Origin of the sequence: Micromonospora chaiyaphumensis (assembly GCF_900091435.1) — a bacterium.
Taxonomy (GTDB): Bacteria; Actinomycetota; Actinomycetes; order Mycobacteriales; family Micromonosporaceae; genus Micromonospora; species Micromonospora chaiyaphumensis.
Genome location: NZ_FMCS01000005.1, coordinates 404,654 through 425,461, shown reverse-complemented (window position 1 = coordinate 425,461; position 20,808 = coordinate 404,654). Strand labels below are relative to the sequence as shown.

General features: G+C 75.2%; 18 protein-coding genes. 3 read left to right on the top strand and 15 right to left on the bottom strand.

The genetic code is table 11. The features are described 5' to 3' along the window. The 10 genes from GA0070214_RS16540 to GA0070214_RS16495 all read right to left on the bottom strand — a co-directional run bounded on the left by GA0070214_RS16540 (position 1) and on the right by GA0070214_RS16495 (position 12,318). Positions 1 to 855, bottom strand: a complete 855-nt coding sequence (locus GA0070214_RS16540) for a shikimate dehydrogenase (RefSeq protein WP_091263749.1) — start codon at positions 853 to 855, stop codon at positions 1 to 3. After that, a complete protein-coding gene (mltG, locus tag GA0070214_RS16535) occupies positions 855 to 2,075 on the bottom strand; it encodes an endolytic transglycosylase MltG (RefSeq protein ID WP_091263747.1) in 1,221 nt (406 codons plus the stop codon). The genes GA0070214_RS16540 and mltG overlap by 1 nt, the downstream gene beginning before the upstream one ends. After that, complete coding sequence (ruvX, locus tag GA0070214_RS16530) at positions 2,072 to 2,533, bottom strand: Holliday junction resolvase RuvX (protein ID WP_091263746.1); 462 nt, start codon at positions 2,531 to 2,533, stop codon at positions 2,072 to 2,074. The genes mltG and ruvX overlap by 4 nt, the downstream gene beginning before the upstream one ends. A gap of 74 nt (positions 2,534 to 2,607) precedes the next feature. After that, complete coding sequence (alaS, locus tag GA0070214_RS16525) at positions 2,608 to 5,286, bottom strand: alanine--tRNA ligase (RefSeq protein ID WP_091263743.1); 2,679 nt, start codon at positions 5,284 to 5,286, stop codon at positions 2,608 to 2,610. After that, positions 5,283 to 5,588: a DUF6167 family protein gene (locus tag GA0070214_RS16520; protein ID WP_091263741.1), complete on the bottom strand. Its 306-nt coding sequence runs from the start codon at positions 5,586 to 5,588 to the stop codon at positions 5,283 to 5,285. The genes alaS and GA0070214_RS16520 overlap by 4 nt, the downstream gene beginning before the upstream one ends. A gap of 31 nt (positions 5,589 to 5,619) precedes the next feature. After that, complete coding sequence (locus tag GA0070214_RS16515) at positions 5,620 to 6,081, bottom strand: DUF948 domain-containing protein (protein ID WP_091264044.1); 462 nt, start codon at positions 6,079 to 6,081, stop codon at positions 5,620 to 5,622. 152 nt (positions 6,082 to 6,233) lie between these two features. Further along, the gene (locus GA0070214_RS32915) at positions 6,234 to 6,851 is read right to left on the bottom strand and encodes a hypothetical protein (protein WP_091264040.1); all 618 of its coding nucleotides are present in this window, start codon (positions 6,849 to 6,851) and stop codon (positions 6,234 to 6,236) included. A 3,026-nt stretch (positions 6,852 to 9,877) separates the two neighbouring features. After that, a complete protein-coding gene (locus GA0070214_RS16505; RefSeq protein ID WP_091263739.1) occupies positions 9,878 to 11,368 on the bottom strand; it encodes a replication-associated recombination protein A in 1,491 nt (496 codons plus the stop codon). A 74-nt stretch (positions 11,369 to 11,442) separates the two neighbouring features. After that, complete coding sequence (locus tag GA0070214_RS16500) at positions 11,443 to 11,655, bottom strand: hypothetical protein (RefSeq protein ID WP_091263738.1); 213 nt, start codon at positions 11,653 to 11,655, stop codon at positions 11,443 to 11,445. A gap of 108 nt (positions 11,656 to 11,763) precedes the next feature. Further along, positions 11,764 to 12,318, bottom strand: coding sequence for a GNAT family N-acetyltransferase (locus GA0070214_RS16495; RefSeq protein WP_091263736.1), 555 nt, complete (start codon positions 12,316 to 12,318; stop codon positions 11,764 to 11,766). Positions 12,319 to 12,345: 27 nt separating this feature from the next. Here GA0070214_RS16495 and GA0070214_RS16490 point away from each other — a divergent pair, with 27 nt between their 5' ends. Beyond that, the gene (locus GA0070214_RS16490) at positions 12,346 to 13,086 is read left to right on the top strand and encodes a GNAT family N-acetyltransferase (RefSeq protein WP_091263734.1); all 741 of its coding nucleotides are present in this window, start codon (positions 12,346 to 12,348) and stop codon (positions 13,084 to 13,086) included. A gap of 58 nt (positions 13,087 to 13,144) precedes the next feature. Here the strand turns inward: GA0070214_RS16490 and GA0070214_RS16485 are convergent, their stop codons facing one another. The 3 genes from GA0070214_RS16485 to GA0070214_RS16475 form a co-directional block, all read right to left on the bottom strand. Then, the gene (locus tag GA0070214_RS16485) at positions 13,145 to 14,515 is read right to left on the bottom strand and encodes an MFS transporter (RefSeq protein ID WP_091263732.1); all 1,371 of its coding nucleotides are present in this window, start codon (positions 14,513 to 14,515) and stop codon (positions 13,145 to 13,147) included. Next, positions 14,512 to 15,105 carry a winged helix-turn-helix domain-containing protein gene (locus GA0070214_RS16480; RefSeq protein ID WP_091263730.1) on the bottom strand — a complete coding sequence of 198 codons (594 nt, stop codon included), beginning with the start codon at positions 15,103 to 15,105 and terminating at the stop codon, positions 14,512 to 14,514. Before GA0070214_RS16480 ends, GA0070214_RS16485 begins: the two co-directional genes overlap by 4 nt. A 65-nt stretch (positions 15,106 to 15,170) precedes the next feature. After that, positions 15,171 to 15,980 carry a sugar nucleotide-binding protein gene (locus tag GA0070214_RS16475; protein WP_091263729.1) on the bottom strand — a complete coding sequence of 270 codons (810 nt, stop codon included), beginning with the start codon at positions 15,978 to 15,980 and terminating at the stop codon, positions 15,171 to 15,173. A gap of 169 nt (positions 15,981 to 16,149) precedes the next feature. On the opposite strand from GA0070214_RS16475, the gene GA0070214_RS16470 reads away from it, so the two are divergent. Further along, entirely contained in the window at positions 16,150 to 17,391 is a 1,242-nt protein-coding gene (locus GA0070214_RS16470; protein WP_091263727.1) for a low temperature requirement protein A, read from the top strand. A 34-nt stretch (positions 17,392 to 17,425) separates the two neighbouring features. Here the strand turns inward: GA0070214_RS16470 and GA0070214_RS16465 are convergent, their stop codons facing one another. Continuing rightward, a complete protein-coding gene (locus tag GA0070214_RS16465; protein WP_091264037.1) occupies positions 17,426 to 17,983 on the bottom strand; it encodes a hypothetical protein in 558 nt (185 codons plus the stop codon). Positions 17,984 to 18,173: 190 nt separating this feature from the next. On the opposite strand from GA0070214_RS16465, the gene GA0070214_RS16460 reads away from it, so the two are divergent. Further along, positions 18,174 to 18,770 (top strand): TetR/AcrR family transcriptional regulator, encoded by a 597-nt coding sequence (locus GA0070214_RS16460; protein ID WP_091263725.1) that lies wholly within the window; start codon positions 18,174 to 18,176, stop codon positions 18,768 to 18,770. A 97-nt stretch (positions 18,771 to 18,867) separates the two neighbouring features. Here the strand turns inward: GA0070214_RS16460 and aspS are convergent, their stop codons facing one another. Then, complete coding sequence (gene aspS / locus GA0070214_RS16455) at positions 18,868 to 20,673, bottom strand: aspartate--tRNA ligase (protein WP_091263724.1); 1,806 nt, start codon at positions 20,671 to 20,673, stop codon at positions 18,868 to 18,870. Positions 20,674 to 20,808 lie beyond the last annotated feature (135 nt).

Here is a 20,808-nt window from a genome sequence, read left to right as displayed (position 1 = left end):
TCAGTCTGTCACGCCCGGTGTCCGAGACCTCGCACTGCCCACCGCGTCCCGCCCTGCGGACGCCAGCGCGGCGCGCATCGCCTCCCGAGGGGCGGACACGCCGGTGAACTGCTCGAACTGGCCGACCGCCTGGGCCAGCAGCAGGTCCAGCCCGGAGACCACCCGGCAGCCGGCGGCCAGCGCCGCCGCGGCGAGCGGGGTGGGCCACGGGTCGTAGACCACGTCGAAGAAGACCGTCGCCGGCCGCCAGTCGAAGTTGTCGGCGAGCGGGTCGGCCACGCCCCTGGGCACCGTGGAGACCACGAGGTCGGCCCGGGCGTGCGCCGGGTCGCCGTCCCAGGGCGCGCCGGCCAGCGGGATCCCGAGCGCCTCGGCCGTCGGAACCAGCTCCCGCACCGCCTCCGGGCGGCGGGCCACCACCGTCACCTCGGCCGCGCCGATCCGGGCCGCCGCCGCGACGGCCGCCCGGGCGGTGCCGCCCGCGCCGAGCACGGTGACCGTGGCGCCCGAGGCGCATCCGGCGGCGGTGAGCACGTCGACCATGCCGGCGACGTCGGTGTTGTCGGCGTACCAGGTGCCGTCCGGCCGGCGTACCAGCGTGTTGGCGGCGCCGACGGCGGCGGCGACCGGCGAGGCCTCGTCGGCCAGCGCGAGCGCGGCCTCCTTGCCCGGCATGGTCACCGACAGGCCGGCCCACTCGGGGCCCAGGCCCGCGACCAGGCCGGCCAGCTCGTCCGCCCCGCACTCGATCCGGGTGTACGACCACCCGGTCAGCCCGGCCGCGGCGTACCCGGCGTTGTGGATCACCGGGGAGAGCGAGTGGGCGATCGGCCGGCCGACCACGGCGGCCTTCATCAGGTGCAGTTCTCCCCGGTGAGCACCTTGTTGTCGCACATCTTCCGGATCAGCTGGCGGAACTCGGCGTCGTTCGAGCCGTAGCCCATCGTGCCCTTCTGGTCGATCGTCATGAAGAAGATCCAGTCACCGGGCGGCGGCTCCAGGGCGCCCTTGAGCGCGGCCTCGCCCGGGTTGCTGATCGGGGTGATCGGCAGGCCCGCCACGTTGTGCGTGTTGTACGGGTTCTTCAGGTCGTTGATCTCGCTCTGCAGCAGGTCGTCGGAGTCCTTCGGATCCTTGCCCTGAAGCCGGAGGTAGTAGTTGATGCCGCTGTCGATGCCGAGGCACTTGCAGCCGATCTTGCCGGCGTAGACCCGGTTGTAGATCACCCGGGACACCTTCGGCAGGTCCACCGCGTTGACCGACTCGGCCTCGGCGATGGAGGCGGTGATCAGCGCCTCGTACGGGGAGATCTTGCGTTCCTTCTGCGCCCGGTCGACGAAGTCGAGCTGCTGCGTGACGCGCAGGAACTCGTCCACCATCATCGACAGGATCTGCTCGGCGGTGGCCTTCGGCGGGATCTCGTAGGTCGACGGGTAGAGGAAGCCCTCGATGCTCTTCGGGCCCTTCTTGCCGTCCTCCCGGTTGAACCAGAAGGCGGGGACGCCCAGCTTGACCGGGTCCTTCGCGGCGTCCTGGAAGTCCTTGACCGGGATCTTCGTCTGCTTCGAGAGGATCTGGTAAATGTTCAAGGTGATCGTGCCCTCGGGGATGGTCACCCCGTTGATCACCCGGCTCTTCGGGTCGAGCATCAGCGTGATCACGTCCGCGGCCTTCATCTGCTTGCGGACCTTGTAGCGGCCGACCTGGATGTTCTTGCTGCGGGAGTTCGCGTCGGCGGCCTCGATGAAGGCCTTGGTGCTCTTGACCACCCCGGCGTCGTAGAGGCTGTTTCCGATGTCGGTGAGGGTGTCGCCGGCCTTCACCTCGACCAGCGCCTCGCCCGTGCCGGGGCCGTCGTAGTCGGGGGTGACGAAGTGGTTGCGGATCCGGTCGAAGCCGACGTAGGCGCCGCCGCCGATGCCGCCGAGCAGTACGAGCGCCATCAGCAGGGCGAAGATGGTCTTGCCGCGGCCGCCACCCGACTTGCCGTTGCGCTTGCGCACGGCGCTGCGGCGGTGCCGGCCCTTCTCCCCCCTCTCCGCCTCGTCGAAGCCCAGATCAAGATCGTCGATCATTGCGTCCGCCTCCGCTGCGCGTCCAGCCAGCTCTGCAGAATCTCCACCGCGGCGGCCTGGTCGACCACCGCCCGTTGGCGCTTACCCCGGACGCCCCGTTCGGCCAGCCTACGACTCGCCACGACGGTCGACATCCTCTCGTCCGTCAGCGTCACCGGAATCGTCCCCATTACATCGGCCAATCGGTCAGCGTACGCCGAGACGTTCGCCGCGGCCGGGCCATGCTTTCCGGCGAGGTTGACCGGCAGCCCCACCACGATCTCGACCGCCTCGTGCTCGGCGGCCAGCCGGACCAGCTCGGCCATGTCGGCGGGGACCGTCTCCGGCGCGGCCGTAAGGTCGCGGGCCAGGGTGACCAGCGGGGTGGCCAGGATGCCGTGCGGGTCGGAGCGGGCCACCCCGACCCGGACCTGGCCGACGTCGACGCCGAGCCGGACACCACGGGACACTTCAGCCATCTACCGGACACCTTTCCCCCGGTACGGGCCAGGGCGGACCGAGCGGTCCGCCCTGGCTTCCATCGGTGCGCACATCAGGCGTCGGCGATCGCCTTCTCCACGGTGGCCAGCAGGTTCGGCGCCTCCGCGGCGGGCAGGCCACCGCCCTGCGCGAGGTCGTCGCTGCCGCCGCCGCGGCCGGAGAAGGCCGCCTTCACCAGGTCCTTCGCGGTCAGGCCCCGGCCCCGGGCGGCCTGGTTCACGGCCACCACGAGGGACGCCTTGCCGCCCGCGCGGGCGGCCACCGCCACCACGGCCGGGCGGGCCGGGTCGATCCGGCCCCGGATCTCCTGCGCCAGGGTCCGCACGTCGTTGCCGGCCGCGCCCTCGGGCGCCTCGGTGCCGACGTAGGCGACGCCGCGCACGTCCTTCGCCTGCGCCGCCAGGGCCGCAGCCCCGCCCAGCACGAGCTGGGCGCGGAGCTTCTCCAGTTCCTTCTCCGCGTCGCGGAGCTGGGTGACGGTCTGCTCCACCCGGTCGGCGACCTGGTCGCCGGGGACCCGGAACAGCTCGGCCAGCCGGGAGACCAGCAGGTGCTCGCGGGCCAGGAAGCCGAAGGCGTCCATGCCCACCAGCGCCTCGATCCGGCGCACGCCGGAGCCGACCGACGCCTCGGAAAGGATCTTGACGAGGCCGAGCTGGGCCGAGCGGGCCACGTGGGTGCCGCCGCACAGCTCGCGGGCGTAGTCGCCGACCTCGACGACCCGGACCCGCTCGCCGTACTTCTCGCCGAACAGGGCCATGGCGCCGATCCGGCGCGCCTCCTCCTGCGTGGTGATGAAGGCGTGCACCTCCAGGTCGGCCAGGAGCACCTCGTTGACCTGCTGCTCCACGTCGTGCAGCACGCTCGGCGCCACCCCGGTCGGGGTGTTGAAGTCGAACCGCAGCCGGCCCGGCGCGTTCAGCGAGCCCGCCTGCGTGGCCGACTCGCCGAGAAAGTTGCGCATGGTCTGGTGCACCAGGTGGGTGGCCGTGTGCGAGCGGGAGATCGCCCGCCGGCGGGACACGTCGATCTCGGCGTAGCCGGTCTCGCCGGCGCGCACCTCGCCGCGCAGCACCTTGGCCCGGTGCACGATCAGACCGGGCACCGGCTGCTGCACGTCGAAGACCTCGAGCTGGCCGCCGCCGACCGTGATGAGGCCCTGGTCGGGCTGCTGGCCGCCGCCCTCGGCGTAGAACGGGGTGGTGTCGAGCACCAGCTCGACGGTGTCGCCCTCGACCGCCGCGGCCACCTGGGCGCCGCCGGCCAGCAGCGCGCGCACCCGGGACTCCCGGGTCAGCTCGGTGTAGCCGGTGAACTCCACCGCCCCGCCGCCGTCGAGCACCGACCGGTACGCCGACACGTCGGTGTGCCCGGTCTTGCGCGCCTGGGCGTCGGCCTTGGCCCGGCTGCGCTGGTCGGCCATCAGCCGGCGGAAGCCCTCCGCGTCGACCTGGAGGCCCTGCTCGGCCGCGATCTCCAGGGTCAGGTCGATCGGGAAGCCGTACGTGTCGTGCAGCTGGAACGCCTTGTCGCCGGAGATCGAGGCCTGCCCGGCGGACTTGGTCTCCGCGATGGCGGTGTCCAGGATCGTGGTGCCCGCCCGCAGGGTGGCGAGGAAGGCGTCCTCCTCGGCGTACGCGTACTGGGAGATCCGGCCGAAGTCCTCGGCCAGCTCCGGGTAGGACGGCGCCATGCAGTCCCGGGCCACCGGCAGCAGCTCGGGCAGCGCCCGGTCCTGGTAGCCGAGCAGGCGGACCGCCCGGATGGCCCGGCGCATGATCCGGCGCAGCACGTAGCCGCGGCCCTCGTTCGACGGGGTCACCCCGTCGCCGATCAGCATGAGCGCGGTGCGCACGTGGTCGGCGATCACCCGCAGCCGCACGTCGTCCGGGTGCGACTCGCTGGCCACGTGGCCGGAGTGCGCGCCGTAGCGCTTGCCGGTCAGCTCGGCGGCCCGGGCCAGGATCGGCCGGACCTCGTCGATCTCGTAGAGGTTGTCGACGCCCTGGAGGATGGAGGCCATCCGCTCCAGGCCCATACCCGTGTCGATGTTCTTCGCGGGCAGCTCGCCGAGGATCGGGTAGTCCTCCTTGCCGGTGCCCGGCCCCCGCTCGAACTGCATGAAGACGAGGTTCCAGAACTCCATGTAGCGGTCCTCGTCGACCGCCGGGCCGCCCTCGCGGCCGTACTCGGGGCCGCGGTCGTAGAACAGCTCGGAGCAGGGGCCGCAGGGGCCCGGGATGCCCATGGACCAGAAGTTGTCGGCCTTGCCCCGGCGGACGATCCGCTCGGCGGGAACGCCGACCGACCGCCAGATCTGGAACGCCTCGTCGTCGTCCAGGTAGACCGTCGGCCAGATCCGCTCCGGGTCCAGCCCGAAACCGCCCGCCTCGACCGGCTTGGTGACCAGGTCCCAGGCCAGCGGGATGGCGCCGTCCTTGAAGTAGTCGCCGAAGGAGAAGTTGCCGTTCATCTGGAAGAACGTGCCGTGCCGGCTGGTCTTGCCGACCTCGTCGATGTCCGGCGTCCGGATGCACTTCTGCACGCTGACCGCCCGCCGGTAGGGCGGGGTCTGCTGGCCCAGGAAGTAGGGGACGAACTGCACCATGCCGGCGTTGACGAACAGCAGGTTCGGGTCGCTGATGGCGGGCAGCGGAGCGGACGGCACCACGGCGTGGCCGTTGGCCTCGAAGTGGGCGAGGTACCGCCGCTTGATCTCCGCCGTCTTCATCGCTGGTGCTCCTCCGGGAAAATCTCTCGGTCACCGAACCGCGGGTCCTCCCGCAGCTCGGCGAACTGGTCGTCGTACGCCTCGCCGCGGGCGAAGGCCTCGTGGATCTCCTGCTCACGCTCGGCCATGCCGGCCCGGACGTCGTCCACGAAACTGCGGACCGACTCGACGAGACCGCCGGCCGACTCGGACAGCCCGCTGGCGATACCCGCCGGCGTGTACGCCTGCGCGGTGCGGGTGGCCTTGCGGACCACCAGCACGCCCACGGCAAGCCCGATGCCGAGCCAGAACAACCGCCTCATGCTCTCATCCTCCCGCTGTTCGCCGGCCGGGTCAGCGGTTGCCGCGCCTGGCGGCCCGGCGCTGCTGCTTGATGGTGTCGCGCACCTCGCGCTCGGTCTCCGCGTGCCGGCGGGCGGCGGCGGCCTTGCGCACGCCGTAGCCGAATGCGGCCACCTTGACCAGCGGGTTCGCGGCGGCGGCGGAGACCACGGCAGCGAGGTTCGCCACGTTGGCGGTGACGTTCTGCGCGTGGGTGGTCATGGTGTCCACCTTGGCGAGTTGCAGGTTGACCCCGTCGAGGGAGGTCTGCACCTGCTCCAGGGCGACGTTGACGTTCTTCACCGTGGTGTTGACGTCGGTGAGCAGGGGGGTGGTGCGGTCGTTCAGCTCGGTGATCATGCGGGTCGTCGCGTCGACGGTGTGCCGCAGCCGCAGGATCGGCACCGCCAGCACGAGCACCAGCATCAGGAACGCGCCGGCCAGGATCAGCCAGGCGATTTCTCCGCCACTCACGCGCATGTCCTCCTCAAGCAGGGTCCCGGGGCCCGACGCCCCGGGACGCGCGACCGTACCTACCCGGTCCGCCGCACGCCGACCCGGGACCGGTCAGCAGGCGCGGGCGGGCCCGCCAGCCCCAGACCCTACCGTCCGTGATGGAAACCGGCTCACGACGGTGACGCTGTCGGTTCACCGAGCGGGTCGTCGGTGAGGGTCGGGTACGGGTCCTCACCGGTGAGTGACGGATCGGTGGTCGGCTGCGGTCCGGTCCGCTCGTCGTCGATCGCGTTGCGCACCTTCACCGACACCAACGAGCCGGCGCACTCACCCGCTGCGGGCTCGGGCGCCGGAGACGGCGGGGCCGCACCCTCCGCCGCCGGCGGCACACAGGTGGGTTCGCGCACCCAGAGGTCGAGGGTGAGCTCGTCCCGCCGCCAGCAGGTGTAGCTGCCCTTGACCTTCTGCTCCGGGCAGCGGTCCACCTTCCAGCGCCGCCAGCCGTCCTCGGCGAGGGCCGCCTCGTAGGCCTGTGCGGTCTCCTTCCAGGCCTTCTCCGACTCGACGGTGCGTTCCCGCAGCCGACAGTCCTGGAGACACCACCGGCTCCCGCTGACGTTGTCCACCGTCTTCGTCGCCGCCCAGGCCGGCACGCTCAGCGCGTCGAGGGTGTCGAACACCGGGTCGTGGCTCAGCGTGCGCAGCCCGAAGTAGAGCGGCACGGCGCCGAGCAGCAGCACGCTGACCAGGGCGAGGATGCCCATCCGCAGCCGCCGCCGCTCACGCATCTGCCGGCGCAGCTCGGAACGGGCGCCCCGCAGGCCGCCCGCCGCGTCGTCGGCCTCCCCCGGCGCGGCCTCGGCCCGGCGCAGCGTCGGTCCGGCCCCGTCACCCGGTCCCGCCGGCTCCCCCGGCGGCACGACGGCGGCGGCCCGCGCCACGGCCGGCTCCCCCGGGGGTACGACCGCCGCGGCCCGCGCCACCGCGGGCGCGCCGGGTCCCTGCGGCACGCCGCCCGGCCCACCGGGGCCGGGCCGGGTGGGCTCCGCCGCGGACGGGTTCGGGCGGCCACCCGGCCGCTCGTCCGGCCCGGCGGGGCGAGCCACCGGGGCGGCCGCCCGGGCCACCGCCGGCCCACCGGCTGCGGCGTGCGGCTCGCCGGCCGGGTGGAGGTCACCGGCCCGCGCTCCGCCGGCCGGGCGGGCCGCGCCACGGGCGGGACCGCGCGCGTCGCCGCCGGCCGGACCCGCTCCGGCGCGTCCAGACGCGGCGGGGCGCCGGCCGACGTCGGGTCCCGTCCGCTCCGGCTCACCGCCGGTCGGGAAGCCACCGGTCCGGGCCGGGTCGCCGGTGGCGAAACCACCGGCACCGGCCGGACCAAGCCGGCCGGACCGATCGCCGGCCGGCAGGCCGCCGGTGCGCGCCGGGTCACCGCCGGCGGGGAACCCGCCGGTGCGCGCCGGGTCGTCGGTGGGCGGGCGTCCCCCGGGCCGCGGGCCGGCGGGCGGCAGCCCCCCGGTGGGGTCGCGGTCCGGCCGGGCCGCGCCGCGGGTGCCGTCGCCGTAAGCGGCCGGGGCGCCCGGCCGGGCCGCGCCGCGGGCGGGACCGGTCTGGTCGGGCTTCACCGGCGGTGCGGCAGCGCCACGGTCGGGGCCGGCCGGCCCACCGCGCCGCGCGGCGGCCGGATCGTCGGCGGGGCCGCCGGGGCGGTGGACGGCCGGATCCTCGGCGGGGCCGCCGGGGCGGCGGACCGCCGGCATGGCGGGGTCGCTGTGCGAGGTGCGGCCGGCCTGTCGAAGCCAGTCGGCGGGCCGCTCGGGCCGCTGCGGCCGGGTCTCGTCGGGGGCCTCGCGGGCCCCGCGTCGCGGGGCCGGCGGAGCGTCGCCGGGCGCACCGGATCCGGCCGGGGCGTCGGGGGCGGCACGGCGGCCGGCCGGGGCGTCGGCAGCGGCACGGCGACCCGTCGCCGGCGCATCGGCGGCGGCACGGCGGCCGGCTGCGGCGTCGGGGGCGGCATGGCGTTCGGCCGGCGCATCGGGCGCCGCACGGCGGCCCGGCCCCGGCGGGACGTCGCCGGGGGCCCGGCGGCCGGGTGCCGTGCCGTCGGGAGCACTCCGGCGGCCCGGCGCCGTCGCGTCGTCGGCGGCAGCCCGTCGGCTGGTCGGCATCGCCGTCTCGTCGGGAGCGGCCCGGCGGCCTCGGGGCGTGGCCGCGCCGTCCGGCCCGCCGCGCCCGGCGGCCGGTGGCGCGGTGTCGTCGGGAGCGCCCCGGCGACCGGGCGGGACCGCCGGGTCGTCGGGAGCCGCGCGGCGGCCCGGCGGGGCGGCACCGTCCCGCCGGCCGGCCGGCGGGACGTCGGCACCGGGGCGGGGGCCGGATGCGGCGCCGGCCGCGGCGCGGCGCGGGGTCGCGGTGGGGCCGTCGGGTCGGCGGTCGGCGTCGGGACCGGCGCCGGGCACCGACGGGGCGTTCCCGCTGCGCGGCACCACCGGCTGGTCCGGTTCCGAGGCGCGACGGCGGCCACCGGGTCGACCGCCGGCACCGTCCACGATGGGCGCGCCGGCGGTGGACGGATCGGGGCGCTGCGGGGCGCGGCCTCGGCGCGGCTGCGGGTCGCCGGGCTGGAGTCCTCCGGTCACCGGGTCGGTGGGGCCGCCGACGCCGGGCGCGGCGGCGCGCGCCGGGGGCACGCCGGTGCGACCGGGCTCGCCGGCGGCGCGCCGGCCGGCGCCGGAGACGGGCCGGACCGCGGGGTCGCCGGCGCCCGTGGCGGCCGGGCGGCCGACGGCGGGCGGCGCACCCTCGGGCGCCGCCCGTCGGCCACCGCCGGACACCGGCCGGACACCGGGGTCGACCTCGGGTGCGCCGCGACGGCCCGGTGCGGGCGCGCCGCCGTCGGGGGCTGACCGGCGACCGGCGCCGGAGACCGGGCGGGCGCCCGGGTCGGCGTCGTCGGGCAGGGCCCGCCGGCCGCCGCCGGAGACGGGGCGCGCCGCCGGGTCCACGCCAACGGGACGGGGGCCGGCCGGGCCGGCGGGCGCCTCGGCGCCGTGCCGGCCGCGCGGGGTGGGCGGAACCGCGTTCCGGGCACCGTCCGGGCCGGGCCAGGCGGGGTTCGGGCCGCCGTAACCGCGTTCGGGGACGGGGCCCTGCCCGGCACGGCCGGGCATCGGGCCGGCGGGTGGCGCGACGCGCGGACCGGTCGGGCCGCTCACCCGGCCGGCAGCCGGCGGCTGCTGGCCGGTCGGCGCGTCCGGGTTGCGGCGCGGCGGGCGGGACGCCTCGGCCGGGCCGCGGGTGGGCTCGGCGGGGCGCCGGGTCGGTTCGGGTGCGCCGGGCCAGGGGCCGTCGACGGGGCGGCGGGGGGCCGCCGGATCGGGGCCGCCAGGTCGGGGCGTGGCGGGCCCGGCCGGGCCGGCCTCGGGGGCACGGCGGGCGGGCGGGGTCTCCGGCCCGGGCCGGCCGGCTCCGGGCGGTGCCGCAGCGCCCGGGCGGGCAGCCGCGGGCGGTGGCGCCGCGGCCGGGTGGGCGGCCCCGGGCGGTTGCGGCGCGGCCGGGCCGGGCCGCGGCGCCGGAGCGGCGGGCGGCGGTCCGCCCCGCGCGGGCGGCACGGAGCCGGGCGCCTCTCCGTCCGGGCCGAGGTCGCTGCGCTGCTGCTTGGCCGTCCGCAGGTCGTCGATCCAGCCGAACTCCTCGCCGGCGGTCGCCTCGGCCGGCTCGGCGTCGGTCCTGCCCCGCCCCCACCGGCGGCCCTTGGCACGTGGGTCCCGCCGCTCGTCGGGGCCGTCCGCCGGCCGCTCCGGACCACGCGCCATCACTGCTGACCCTCCCCGACGGCGTCGCTGCCGCCCTCGTTCACGCCGTCGGCCCGCGCGGCGTCCGCCGGGCGGCCGCCGCTCACCGCGGCCTCGGCCCGCGCCGGCGGCGCGGGCAGCCCGCGCACGATCCGGCGCAGCAACGGGAGCCGGGTGGCCACCGCCCGCTCCGCGCCGTGCCCGCTGGGCTGGTAGTAGTCGGTCCCGACGAGGTCGTCCGGGACGTACTGCTGGGTGACCACCCCACGCTGGTCGTCGTGGGGGTAGCGGTAGCCGGCGCCGTGTCCGAGGCCCCGGGCGCCGGCGTAGTGGGAGTCGCGCAGCCCGCGTGGCACCGCCCCGCCGCGGCCGGCCCGCACGTCGGCGATGGCCGCGCCGATGGCGGTGGTGGCCGAGTTGGATTTCGGGGCGGTGGCCAGGTGGATGACCGCCTGGGCCAGGTTCAGCTGGGCCTCGGGCAGGCCAACGTATTCCACGGCGTGCGCGGCCGCGGTGGCGACGGTCAGCGCGGTGGGGTCGGCCATGCCGACGTCCTCGCTCGCGAAGATCACCATGCGCCGGGCGATGAAGCGGGCGTCCTCCCCGGCGACCAGCATCCGGGCCAGCCAGTGCAGCGCGGCGTCCACGTCCGAGCCGCGCATGCTCTTGATGAACGCGCTGGTCACGTCGTAGTGGGCGTCGCCGTCGCGGTCGTAGCGGACGGCCGCCACGTCGACCGCCTGCTCGGCGACGGCGAGGTCGATCCGGTCGGCGCCGCGCGCGGTCGCGGTGGCCGCCGCCGCCTCAAGCGCGGTGAGCGCCTTGCGGACGTCGCCGCCGGCGAGGCGGACGAGGTGGTCCTCGGCGTCGGTCGCCAGCGTGAGGGCGCCGCCCAGCCCGCGCTCGTCGGCGACCGCGCGGCGCAGCAGGCCGCGGACGGCGTCGTCGTCCAGCGGCTGGAGGGTCAGCAGCACGCAGCGGGACAGCAGCGGCGAGATGACCGAGAAGTACGGGTTCTCGGTGGTCGCCGCGAGCAGGGTGACCGTGCGGTCCTCGACGGCGGCGAGCAGGGAGTCCTGCTGCGTCTTGCTGAAGCGGTGCACCTCGTCGATGAAGAGGACGGTCGGCGGGCCACCGGCGCGGCGCTGGCGGCGGGCCGTCTCGATGACCGCCCGGACGTCCTTCACCCCGGCGGTCAGCGCCGACATGGCGACGAAGCGGCGGTCGGTGGCCCGGGCCACCAGGTGCGCGATGGTGGTCTTGCCGCTGCCGGGCGGCCCCCAGAGGATCACCGACATCGGGGCGGCGGACTCGACCAGCTGGCGCAGCGGCGCGCCCGGGGCGAGCAGGTGGTCCTGACCGACCAGCTCGTCGATGCTGGCCGGCCGCATCCGGACGGGCAGCGGCGAATCCGCCGCGGCGGCGGTGAACCCGTCGACGCCGCCGGAACCCGCGGAGGCGCTGGGCGCACCGGCGGGCTCGCCGAGGGTGAAGAGGGCGTCGGATTCCATCACGAGAACAGTACCGGGCCGGGCCGACGGCGCTGGAATCGCGCCGCCGGCCCGGCCCGGGTGGTCGTTTCCGGTCAGCCGCGACCCGGGCGCCGGCCCCGATACCAGCGGCCGCCGCCGGCGCCGCGCGGGCCGGAGCCCACCCCGGCCAGGTAGAGGGAGAGCAGCAGGAAGCCGATGAGCATGAGGGTGTGGGTGTTGAACAGGTCGGGCGCGCCGAGATTCGTGTTCAGGAAGTCGATCAACAGGGCGAAGCCGAACACGATGGCCGCGAGAATGGCGAGCATGGTCGTTCCTCCGGTGGGGGGTCCCAGTAGGTCGGCGACGGATGTACCCAATCGGTCTGTTCGTCAATCTCCACCGTGGAACGCCCGCTCGGCGGACAGCGGGTCGCGTCAGCGGTCGGTGGCGAGGATCGCGTACCGGGCCGAGTCCCACCAGGAGCCGCGGACCAGCAGGTGGTCCCGGCTGATCCCCTCCGGCCGCAGGCCGGCCTTCTCCAGTACCCGGACCGAGGCGACGTGGTCGGGCCGGGTGGTCGCCTCGACGCGGTGCAGGCCCACCTGCTCGAACGCGAGCCGCAGCAGCAGGCCGGCGATCTCGCCGCCGAGACCCCGGCCCCAGTGGTCGGCGTGCACCACATAGCCGATCTCCCCGCGCCGGTGCTGCGGGCTCTCCACGGTCAGGGTGCCCATCCCGACCAGCCGGTCGCCCTCCACGGCGGCCAGCCGGTACACCGGTCGCGGGTCGCCGTCGGCCTCGGCCCGCCACGCCGACACGGCGTCCCGGAGGTCGTCCGAGGAGGGCGGCTGCTCGTCGAGCACCCGGTCGAAGACGCGCGGGTCGGTCATCAGCGCGTACAGCGACGCGACGTCGGCGTCACCCAGTTCGCGCAGCACGCAGCGGGAACCGGGCAGCCGCACCGGTCGTACGGAGCGGACGGGGGTCATGGAAATCTCCTCTCGTAGGCTGGCCGTATGATCACTGCCGACCAGGTCCTGCGGGGCCGGGACACCCTGCTCGCCGCCACCGGCCACCACCCGTACGCCCGGCACGCCCTCTGGCGCGACCAGGAGGCGCGGGGCTGGCGGCGGGACGGCGCGGTCGGCTGGCTGCTCCCGCCGGAGCACGGGCCGGCCGGCGGTGCGCTCGGGGCGCCCGGGCCGGCGCTGGACGTCTTCGCGGGCCTGGTGGCGGACGGGACGCTGCGGGCCGGCCAGTGGCTTCACCTGCCGCGGACGGACCCCGCGGAGGTGGCCGACCGGCTCACCGTGGCCCGGCTCGACGAGTGGGACTTCCTCTGGACCACCGCCGCGCCGCCGGAGCAGCCGGAGGAGGAGCGGGTGGTCCGCCTCGCCGAGGCCGACCACCCCGCGCTGGCCGCGCTGATCGAGGAGGCCTTCCCCAGCACGACCTCCCGCCCGGGCGACCCGCGCGTCGTCGACTGGTACGGCATCCGCGACGGCGACCGCCTGGTGGCCTGCGGCGCCGACCGCAGCCGGGGCGACATCGGCTTCCTGGCCGGCCTGACCGTGGCGCCCGACCGCCGGGGTCGCGGGCTCGGCGCGGCGCTCACCGCCGGGATGACCCGTGCCCTGCTGGCCCGGCACGGCCAGGTGGCGCTCGGCGTGTACACCGCCAACGTGGGGGCGATCCGGCTCTACCGCCGGCTCGGCTACGCCGGCACCGAGCCCCGCACCTCGGTCCACCTGGGCTGACCCGCCGGCCATATCGCCCTGCCCGGCCGCGGCGTCGGTATCCACCCGCCGCCTCCGCTCAGTCCGACCGCGCGGGTGCCGCGGCGGCGGCCGGGACCGGGTCCACCGGGCCGGCGGGGTCCAGCGCCGGGCCGGGGAGCCCCGGGCCGGCGGCCGAGTCACCGGGCCGCTGCTCGGCCGCGCCGGGCTCCGCCGCCCGGCGCCCGGCCCGCCAGGCGGGCAGGTAGAGCGGGGCGGCCACGGCGAGCACCACGGCGCCGACCAGCATGGCGACGGTGACGCTGGTGGCGTCGGCCAGGGCGGTCAGCACCACGGCGCCGAGCGCGCCGGCCGGCTGGCCCATCATCGAGTTCAGCGAGAGCACGCTGGTCCGGTAGGGACCGTCGACCTGCCGGTGCAGCAGCCCCATGTGCAGGGGGTTCGACGCGCCGTGCACGGTGTAGCAGGCCAGGTAGGCGATGAGCACGCCGACCGGGCCGGCGAGCAGGCCCATCCCGACCACGGTGACGCCCTGGAGGATCCGCATGAGCGCGGCGGCGGGCGCGGCGCCGAGCCGGCGCAGCAGCAGCGGGGTCAGTGCGGCGCCGGCCGCGTTGGCCAGCCAGGCCGCCGAGCTGGCCGGGCCGAGCAGCGCGGCGGCCCGGTCGGCGCCGCCGACCACCTCGGCCAGGCGCACGGGCAGCAGCGACTCGAAGGTGATCATGCCGAAGCCCCAGAACAGCTCGACGGCGACCAGGGCGAGCAGCACCCGGTTGCGGCGCAGCAGGCCGACGGCCTGGCCGACCATCCGGGGCGCCTCGGCGACCGAGGCCCGCACCGCGGCGGCGCCCCGGGCCGGCCGGTGTTCCACCAGCAGCACGGTGAGCGCGACCAGCGCGGCGGCCTGGAGGGCGATGGCCACCAGCACGGGCAGGGTCAGCGCGCTGAGCGGCCCGACCGGCCCGAGCGCGACCAGGCCGCCGCCGAGCAGCGCGCCGGCGCCGATGGCGACGCCGATGACGGTGCCGGCCCAGCCGAGCCCGCGCTCGTACTCGGCCTCGGGGTCGGCGGCCAGGGTGGCGTCGACGTACCAGGACTCGAGCGGGCCGCTGTCGAGCGCCCGGTAGATCCCCTGCAACGCCCAGACCAGGAAGAACATCCAGAAGGTGTCGGCCACCGCGAAGAGCACCAGCGAGGCCAGGCAGACCACCCAGGCGACGACCAGCACCGGCTTGCGGCCCAGGGCGTCGGCGAGGCCGCCGGTGGGCAGCTCCAGCGCCAGCACGACGAGGCCCTGCGCGGTGGCCACCAGGCCGATCTGCGACAGCGACAGGCCGCGCTCCTGCATGAGCAGGATCATCACCGGGGTGAGCAGGCCGGTGGGCAGCCAGCGCAGGCCGTAGAGGGTGAGGTAGCGGAACCGGACCTGGCGTACGGAGAGCGCGGTCACCGGAACTCCTTGGGCAGCGGGTAGGTGGCGAGGAAGATCTGGACCGGCTCGGCGCCGGGCTCGGCCGGGTCGGCCTCGGCCCGGTGGCGTTCGAGCAACGCCCAGACCTCGGCGGTGATCGCCTCCAGCCGGTCGGCGGGGACGGTCATGAAGATGTCGCTCATGCCGAAGGCGTCCCGCCAGGCCGGCGCCCACTCGTGCTTGGTGGCGAACCACTGCTCGGCGTGCTGCGCCAGGAGACGCACCTGGTCACCCTGGATCCAGTCGATCGCGGCGCGGGCGTCCGGGTCGTCGTCGAAGTCGGTCGGCTCCCAGTTGGTGACGTCGTGCGCGGCGCGCCACCAGCGCTGCCGGCCGGTGCCCCGGTCCGGGTCCTCCACGACCAGCCCCACCTCGGCGAGCTGGCGCAGGTGGTAACTGGTGGCGCCGGTGTTGGTGTCGAGCATCCCGGCCAGCGCCGTGGCGGTGGACGGGCCCTTCACCCGCAGCGCGCCGACCAGGCGCATCCGCAGCGGGTGGGCCAGCACCCGCGCCTGTCGATGGTCCAGCCGCACCTCGCGCGGCTCGGGACGCGAGCCCTCGTTCTCCATGCACTGCACAGTATCTGTGCACAATTTCTGTGCACAAGAGTTGTGCACAGAAATTGTGCATGAGGTTAGGCCAGCACCTCGGTGATCCCCCGCAGCCGGGTACGCAGGAACCCGGCCGCCCGGGACGAGTCGAGGCGCACCTCTCCGGGGTGTTGTCGGCCCAGCGCGGCGGTGGTGGTCGTGGCGAGCGCGCCGGCGTCGAGACCGAGCTGACGGGCCACGAGCAGCCCCATCCCGGCGCGGCTGACCGCCTCCGGGCCGGCCACGTTGAGCGGACCGGCCAGGTCGGTGGGCACCAGTTCGAGCACCGCCGCGGCGAGGTCGGACACGTGCACCGGGCAGCGGGCCTCGTCGGTGAAGAGGACGGCACGGCCGGCCAGGGCGTCCCGGCAGAGCTGGATCTGCTTGCTTCCCTCCCCCACGATCAGCGAGGTCCGCACCAGCAGCGCCCCCGGATCCACCGCCCGCACCGCCGTCTCGGCGGCCGCCTTCGCCGCGCCGTAGGCGTTCACCGGCGTGGGCACGTCGTCGTCCAGATAGGGCGTCGGCCGGCCGGCGTGCAACGCGTCGCTGGACAGGTGCACCAGCCGCGCCCCCACCTCGGCGGCGGCGCACGCGATGTGGGCCGCCCCGTCCGCCGTGACCGCCCAGTCGCCGTACCGGTAGGGGGTGGCCACGACGGCGTCGGGGCGTACCTCGGTCAGCAGCGCGCGGACCGCGGCCCGGTCGGTGACGTCGAGCCGGCGCGCCGCGACGCCCGGCACCGCGACCGCGGCCGAGTGGTACGTGCCGACCACCCGGTGCCCGGCCGCGACCGCCTGCCGGCACACCTCGGCGCCGAGGAAGCCGCTGGCCCCCACCACGAGCAGGTTCATCCCGTCCTCCAGACGTCGAAAGCCCGCGCCATCATGGCGCGGGCGCTTCATCGAGTGAGGATCAGGTCGGCCAGCGGGCGCGCGGCGAGGTGCGGGCGACGCCGCCGAGGCCGACGCGACGTGTCCCGCGGCTGGCTCGTTGGTGCGGCGAGGGTGGACGGAGGCGACGATGGCGACGGGACGAGGTGCCGGCCTGCTGCGCCCTCCCGCGAGTTCGGGTCGTGCCACCTTCCTGGAACTCTTCTTCGACCTGGCCTTCGTCGTGGCCCTCACCCGGGTCACGCAACGGTTCGTCGACCTGAGCGATGACACCGGCTGGGCGCTCGTCGCGGGGCTCGGCCGCACCCTGCTGCTCTTCCTGGCGCTCTGGCTGATCTGGTCCCACACCGTCTGGATCACCAGTCGCTACGAACCAGAACGGTCGATCATCCAGGCCGTCGTCGTCGGCACCATGTTCGCCGGCCTGGTCATGGCGGTGACGCTGCCACGCGCCCTGGAGGAGCGAGCGCTGCCGTTCGCGGCCGCGTACCTGGTGGTGATGGTGGTGCGACCGCTGGTGGTCGCCGCCGCGCTGCGTGGCCACCCGCGACGTCTGGTGCCGTTCCGGCTTGCCGCATGGGCCGCGGCGAGCGCGCCGCTCTGGCTGGCCGGCGCGTTGGGCCCCGACGCACTTCGCCTGCCGCTGTGGGCTGCCGCCCTCGCTGTCGATTACCTCGCCTGGGCCCTGGGCTGGCCGGTGCCGCGGCTCGGAGCCTCGGCGGTGCACCGCTGGCGGATCGCCGGGACACATCTCGCCGATCGCCACCAACAGATGTTCCTCGTCTCACTCGGCGAGACGATCCTGGTCATCAGCATGGTTTTCGGCGGCACGGACTACTCCCCCGTGCGGGCCGCGGCCTTCGGGGTCGCGTTCGCCACCAGCGCGCTGCTCTGGCGGATCTACTTCCACCGCGCCGGCCTGCTGCTGCCCGAGGCGTTGGGCCGGGCGGGAATGCCCGGCCGGCTGGGCACGGTGTCGGAACGGGCGCACCTGCTGATCGTGCTCGGCGTGCTCGTCACCGCGGTCGGCTACGAGTTGGTGATCGATCATCCGTTCGGGCCGCCGCGGCCCGGTCTGCTCCTGTTCGTGGTCGGCGGCCCGGTGCTGTTCCTCGTCGCCCGTACGCTGCTGGAGTACGAGATCTTCGGCCGGGTCTCCGAGTCCCGGGTGATCGGCCTGGCGGCCCTGCTGCTGTTCACGCCGGCGTTGGCCCGCTGGGCACCGATGGTCGGGCTGAGCGTGGTGGCCGGAGTGCTGGCCCTGGTCGCGTTACTCGACGCGCTGCTGAGCCGGGGACGGCCGCTGGAGCCTTCCGCCTCGTCGGTCGCGCGGGAGGAGTCGGCGTCCGGCGATCGCGACTCCGAGGCGTGACCCGGCGACCTGCGGTCAGCGGCCGTTCGCCGGGTCAACTCACCTTCGCGGCGCGGCCGAGGCGGACGGCCGAGATGAGGAAGAAGATGGCGCCGGGGACGGCGTAGCCGATCGCGTTGGCCAGCGCCGGGTTGTCCGCCGAGGCGGCCGCGACGAACGACCCGCCGGCGAGCACGGAGAGCCCACCGCTGATGATCATCGGCCACTGGCCGCCCATGCTGCGACGGGTCACACCCACGATCAACTGCACCAGCCCGGCGACGATCGCCCAGCCACCCCAGACGCGCAGCATCGCCGGGATGCCGGACGTGCCGGCGACGGCCAGGCCGATCGCGGCGAGCAGGCTGACCACGATGTTCACGTACAGCAGGGCGGGCGACCCGGTGGCACGCGACGCGCGGGCGTCGACGACGGCGGCGGCCACGTCGAACAGCGGGTAGATCACGAAGAGCGTGACGGCGAGAGGGTCGAGGTCTCCGGCGAGCGCAAACGCCACGCCGGCCCAGACGACGGCGAAGGCGAAGCGGACGAAGTACAGCCGCCGCAGGGCGGACGCCGTCGTCGAGATGCCGGGGGCGGCAACGGTGGTCATGGTCATCCTTTCGGTGGCGCCGGAGGGGGCCGCGACCGGGAGGGCGGGCGGCCGGAACACCACCAGGTAGAACGAACGTTCTGTCTCCTGGTCAAGGTAGCGACCGGACGGCGCCTCGTCAAGACCGAACGTTCTACCCACCTGCCGGTCGGGAGCGGGGACCGAACGTTCTGTTCGTTAGGGTGGGCTCATGGCACGCAGTGAATCCGGCGCCCGCCCGTCCGAGGCGCGGCAGCGGCTTCTCGCCACCGCGACCAGGATTTTCTACGCGGAGGGAATCCACTCGGTCGGTGTCGATCGGATCATCGCCGAGGCGAAGGTGACCCGGGCCACGTTCTACCGCCATTTCCCGGGCAAGGAGGATCTCGTCCTCGCTTATCTGCGGGCGGCCGATCACGCCATTCGTAACCAGGTGGACCTGGCCCTCGCCGCCGACCTGCCGGCGACCGACGCCCTCCGGGCCGTCGCGGAGTCGATCGCCCGGGACATCCGGTCCGCCGGCTTCCGCGGCTGCGCCTTCCTGAACGCCGTGGCGGAGTATCCCGACCCGGACCATCCTGTGCACCAGGCCGTCCTCGCGCACCGACAGTGGTTCCTCGACACGATCAACACGGTGCTGGCGAGGATCCAGGAAACCGAGGCCGAGGCGGCCGCGCGGCAGTTCGTCATGCTCCGCGACGGCGCCATGGCGGCCGGCTGCCTCTTCGACCCGGCGCTGATCTCCGAGACCTTCCTCCGCGGTGTCGAGGGACTCATCCGCGCCCACTCCGCACGCCGGCCGTCCTGAGCTGCTCGGCTCTCCCGACCACCCCTCGCAGACGCCGATCATGAGGAGACCGGGACGGCCCCGGCCAACCTCATGATCGACGGCGAGGAGTGGCGGATCAGGTCGGGTCGGCCACCGGGGCGGCCGGGCCGGCGGTGCCGGCGTGCGGGCCCGTCGGGGCCTTCGGCTTGGCGTCGATGCCCGCCTCCGCGCGCTGCTGGGCGGTGATCGGCGTCGGCGCGCCGGTCAGCGGGTCGAAGCCGCCGCGGGTCTTCGGGAAGGCGATGACCTCACGGATCGACTCGGCGCCGGCCAGCAGCATGCAGACCCGGTCCCAGCCGAACGCGATGCCGCCGTGCGGCGGGGCGCCGTACTTGAACGCCTCCAGCAGGAAGCCGAACTTGTCCTGCGCCTCCGCGGCGGTGATGCCGAGCAGGTCGAACACCCGCTGCTGCACGTCGCCGCGGTGGATACGGATCGAGCCGCCGCCGATCTCGTTGCCGTTGCAGACGATGTCGTACGCGTAGGCCAGCGCCCGGTCCGGCGCCTCCTCGAACCGGTCCACCCACTCGGAGTTCGGCGAGGTGAACGGGTGGTGGACGGCGGTCCAGCCACCCTCGTCCGTCTTCTCGAACATGGGCGCGTCGACCACCCAGCAGAACGCCCAGGCGCTCTCGTCGACCAGCTTGGCCCGCTTGGCGATCTCGATGCGGGCCGCGCCGAGCAGCTCCTGCGCTTCCCGGGCGTTCGTGCCGGCGGCGAAGAAGACGGCGTCGCCCGGCTTCGCGCCGACCGCGTCGGCCAGGCCGGCCAGGTGCGCCTCGGAGAGGTTCTTGGCCACCGGGCCGCGGGGCTCACCGGTCTCCGCGTCGAGCACCACGTAGGCGAGGCCCCGCGCGCCGCGCGCCTTGGCCCAGTCCTGCCAGCCGTCCAGCTCCTTGCGGGTCTGGCTCGCGCCGCCCGGCATGACCACGGCGCCCACGTACCCGCCCGCGTCGATGGCGCCGGCGAACACCCGGAACTCGGTGCCGCGCAGGTAGTCGGTCAGCTCCGTCAGCTCGACGCCGTAGCGCAGGTCCGGCTTGTCGGAGCCGTACCGGGACATGGCGTCGTGCCAGGTGATCCGCGGGATCGGCCGGGGGATCTCGTAGCCGGCCAGGTCGGACCAGAGCGCCGACACGATCGCCTCGCCGAGGTCGATCACGTCGTCCTCGGTGACGAAGGACATCTCGATGTCGAGCTGGGTGAACTCCGGCTGCCGGTCGGCGCGGAAGTCCTCGTCCCGGTAGCAGCGGGCGATCTGGTAGTAGCGCTCCATGCCGCCGACCATGAGCAGCTGCTTGAACAGCTGCGGCGACTGCGGCAGCGCGTACCAGCTGCCCGGCTGGAGGCGCACCGGGACCAGGAAGTCGCGGGCGCCCTCCGGGGTGGAGCGGGTCAGCGTCGGCGTCTCGATCTCCAGGAAGTCCCGCTCGTGCAGCACCGCGCGGGCGAGCTGGTTGGCCCGCGAGCGCAGCCGCATGGCCTTCGCCGGGCCGCCGCGGCGCAGGTCGAGGTAGCGGTACTTGAGCCGGATGTCGTCGCCGGCCTCGATCTGGTCGTCGACCGGCAGCGGCAGCGCGGCGGCCTCGGAGAGCACCTCCAGCGCGGTGGCGGTCACCTCGACCTCGCCGGTCGGCAGGTCGGGGTTCTCGTTGCCCTCGGGGCGGCGGGTCACCTCGCCGGTCACCTTGACGCAGAACTCGTTGCGCAGCGCGTGCGCGTCCTCCTCGCGGAAGACCACCTGCACGACGCCGGAGGCGTCGCGCAGGTCGACGAAGATGACACCGCCGTGGTCGCGCCGGCGGGCCACCCACCCGGCGAGCGTCACCGTCGAGCCGGCGTCCGCGGCGCGCAGGCTTCCGGCATTGTGGGTACGGATCACGGCTTGCGTCTCCTCATCTGGTCCACGTCTGCTCCCCGCATTCTGTCAGGGCGGGCGGGCCGGCTCCCGGGCACCCGGCGGGACGGGCCGGGACGAACCCCGGGCCGGGGCCGGTCCGGGCGGTTACGGTGGCCG

Coding starts and splice junctions, on each gene's coding strand:
- ruvX (WP_091263746.1), bottom strand. CDS start 2,533: ATGGCTGAAGTGTCCCGTGGTGTCCGGCTCGGCGTCGACGTCGGCCAG.
- GA0070214_RS16540 (WP_091263749.1), bottom strand. CDS start 855: ATGAAGGCCGCCGTGGTCGGCCGGCCGATCGCCCACTCGCTCTCCCCG.
- GA0070214_RS16495 (WP_091263736.1), bottom strand. CDS start 12,318: ATGACCCCCGTCCGCTCCGTACGACCGGTGCGGCTGCCCGGTTCCCGC.
- GA0070214_RS16500 (WP_091263738.1), bottom strand. CDS start 11,655: ATGCTCGCCATTCTCGCGGCCATCGTGTTCGGCTTCGCCCTGTTGATC.
- alaS (WP_091263743.1), bottom strand. CDS start 5,286: ATGAAGACGGCGGAGATCAAGCGGCGGTACCTCGCCCACTTCGAGGCC.
- GA0070214_RS16475 (WP_091263729.1), bottom strand. CDS start 15,980: ATGAACCTGCTCGTGGTGGGGGCCAGCGGCTTCCTCGGCGCCGAGGTG.
- GA0070214_RS32915 (WP_091264040.1), bottom strand. CDS start 6,851: ATGCGTGAGCGGCGGCGGCTGCGGATGGGCATCCTCGCCCTGGTCAGC.
- GA0070214_RS16470 (WP_091263727.1), top strand. CDS start 16,150: ATGGCGACGGGACGAGGTGCCGGCCTGCTGCGCCCTCCCGCGAGTTCG.
- GA0070214_RS16480 (WP_091263730.1), bottom strand. CDS start 15,105: ATGGAGAACGAGGGCTCGCGTCCCGAGCCGCGCGAGGTGCGGCTGGAC.
- GA0070214_RS16465 (WP_091264037.1), bottom strand. CDS start 17,983: ATGACCACCGTTGCCGCCCCCGGCATCTCGACGACGGCGTCCGCCCTG.
- GA0070214_RS16505 (WP_091263739.1), bottom strand. CDS start 11,368: ATGGAATCCGACGCCCTCTTCACCCTCGGCGAGCCCGCCGGTGCGCCC.
- GA0070214_RS16520 (WP_091263741.1), bottom strand. CDS start 5,588: ATGAGGCGGTTGTTCTGGCTCGGCATCGGGCTTGCCGTGGGCGTGCTG.
- mltG (WP_091263747.1), bottom strand. CDS start 2,075: ATGATCGACGATCTTGATCTGGGCTTCGACGAGGCGGAGAGGGGGGAG.
- GA0070214_RS16460 (WP_091263725.1), top strand. CDS start 18,174: ATGGCACGCAGTGAATCCGGCGCCCGCCCGTCCGAGGCGCGGCAGCGG.
- GA0070214_RS16490 (WP_091263734.1), top strand. CDS start 12,346: ATGATCACTGCCGACCAGGTCCTGCGGGGCCGGGACACCCTGCTCGCC.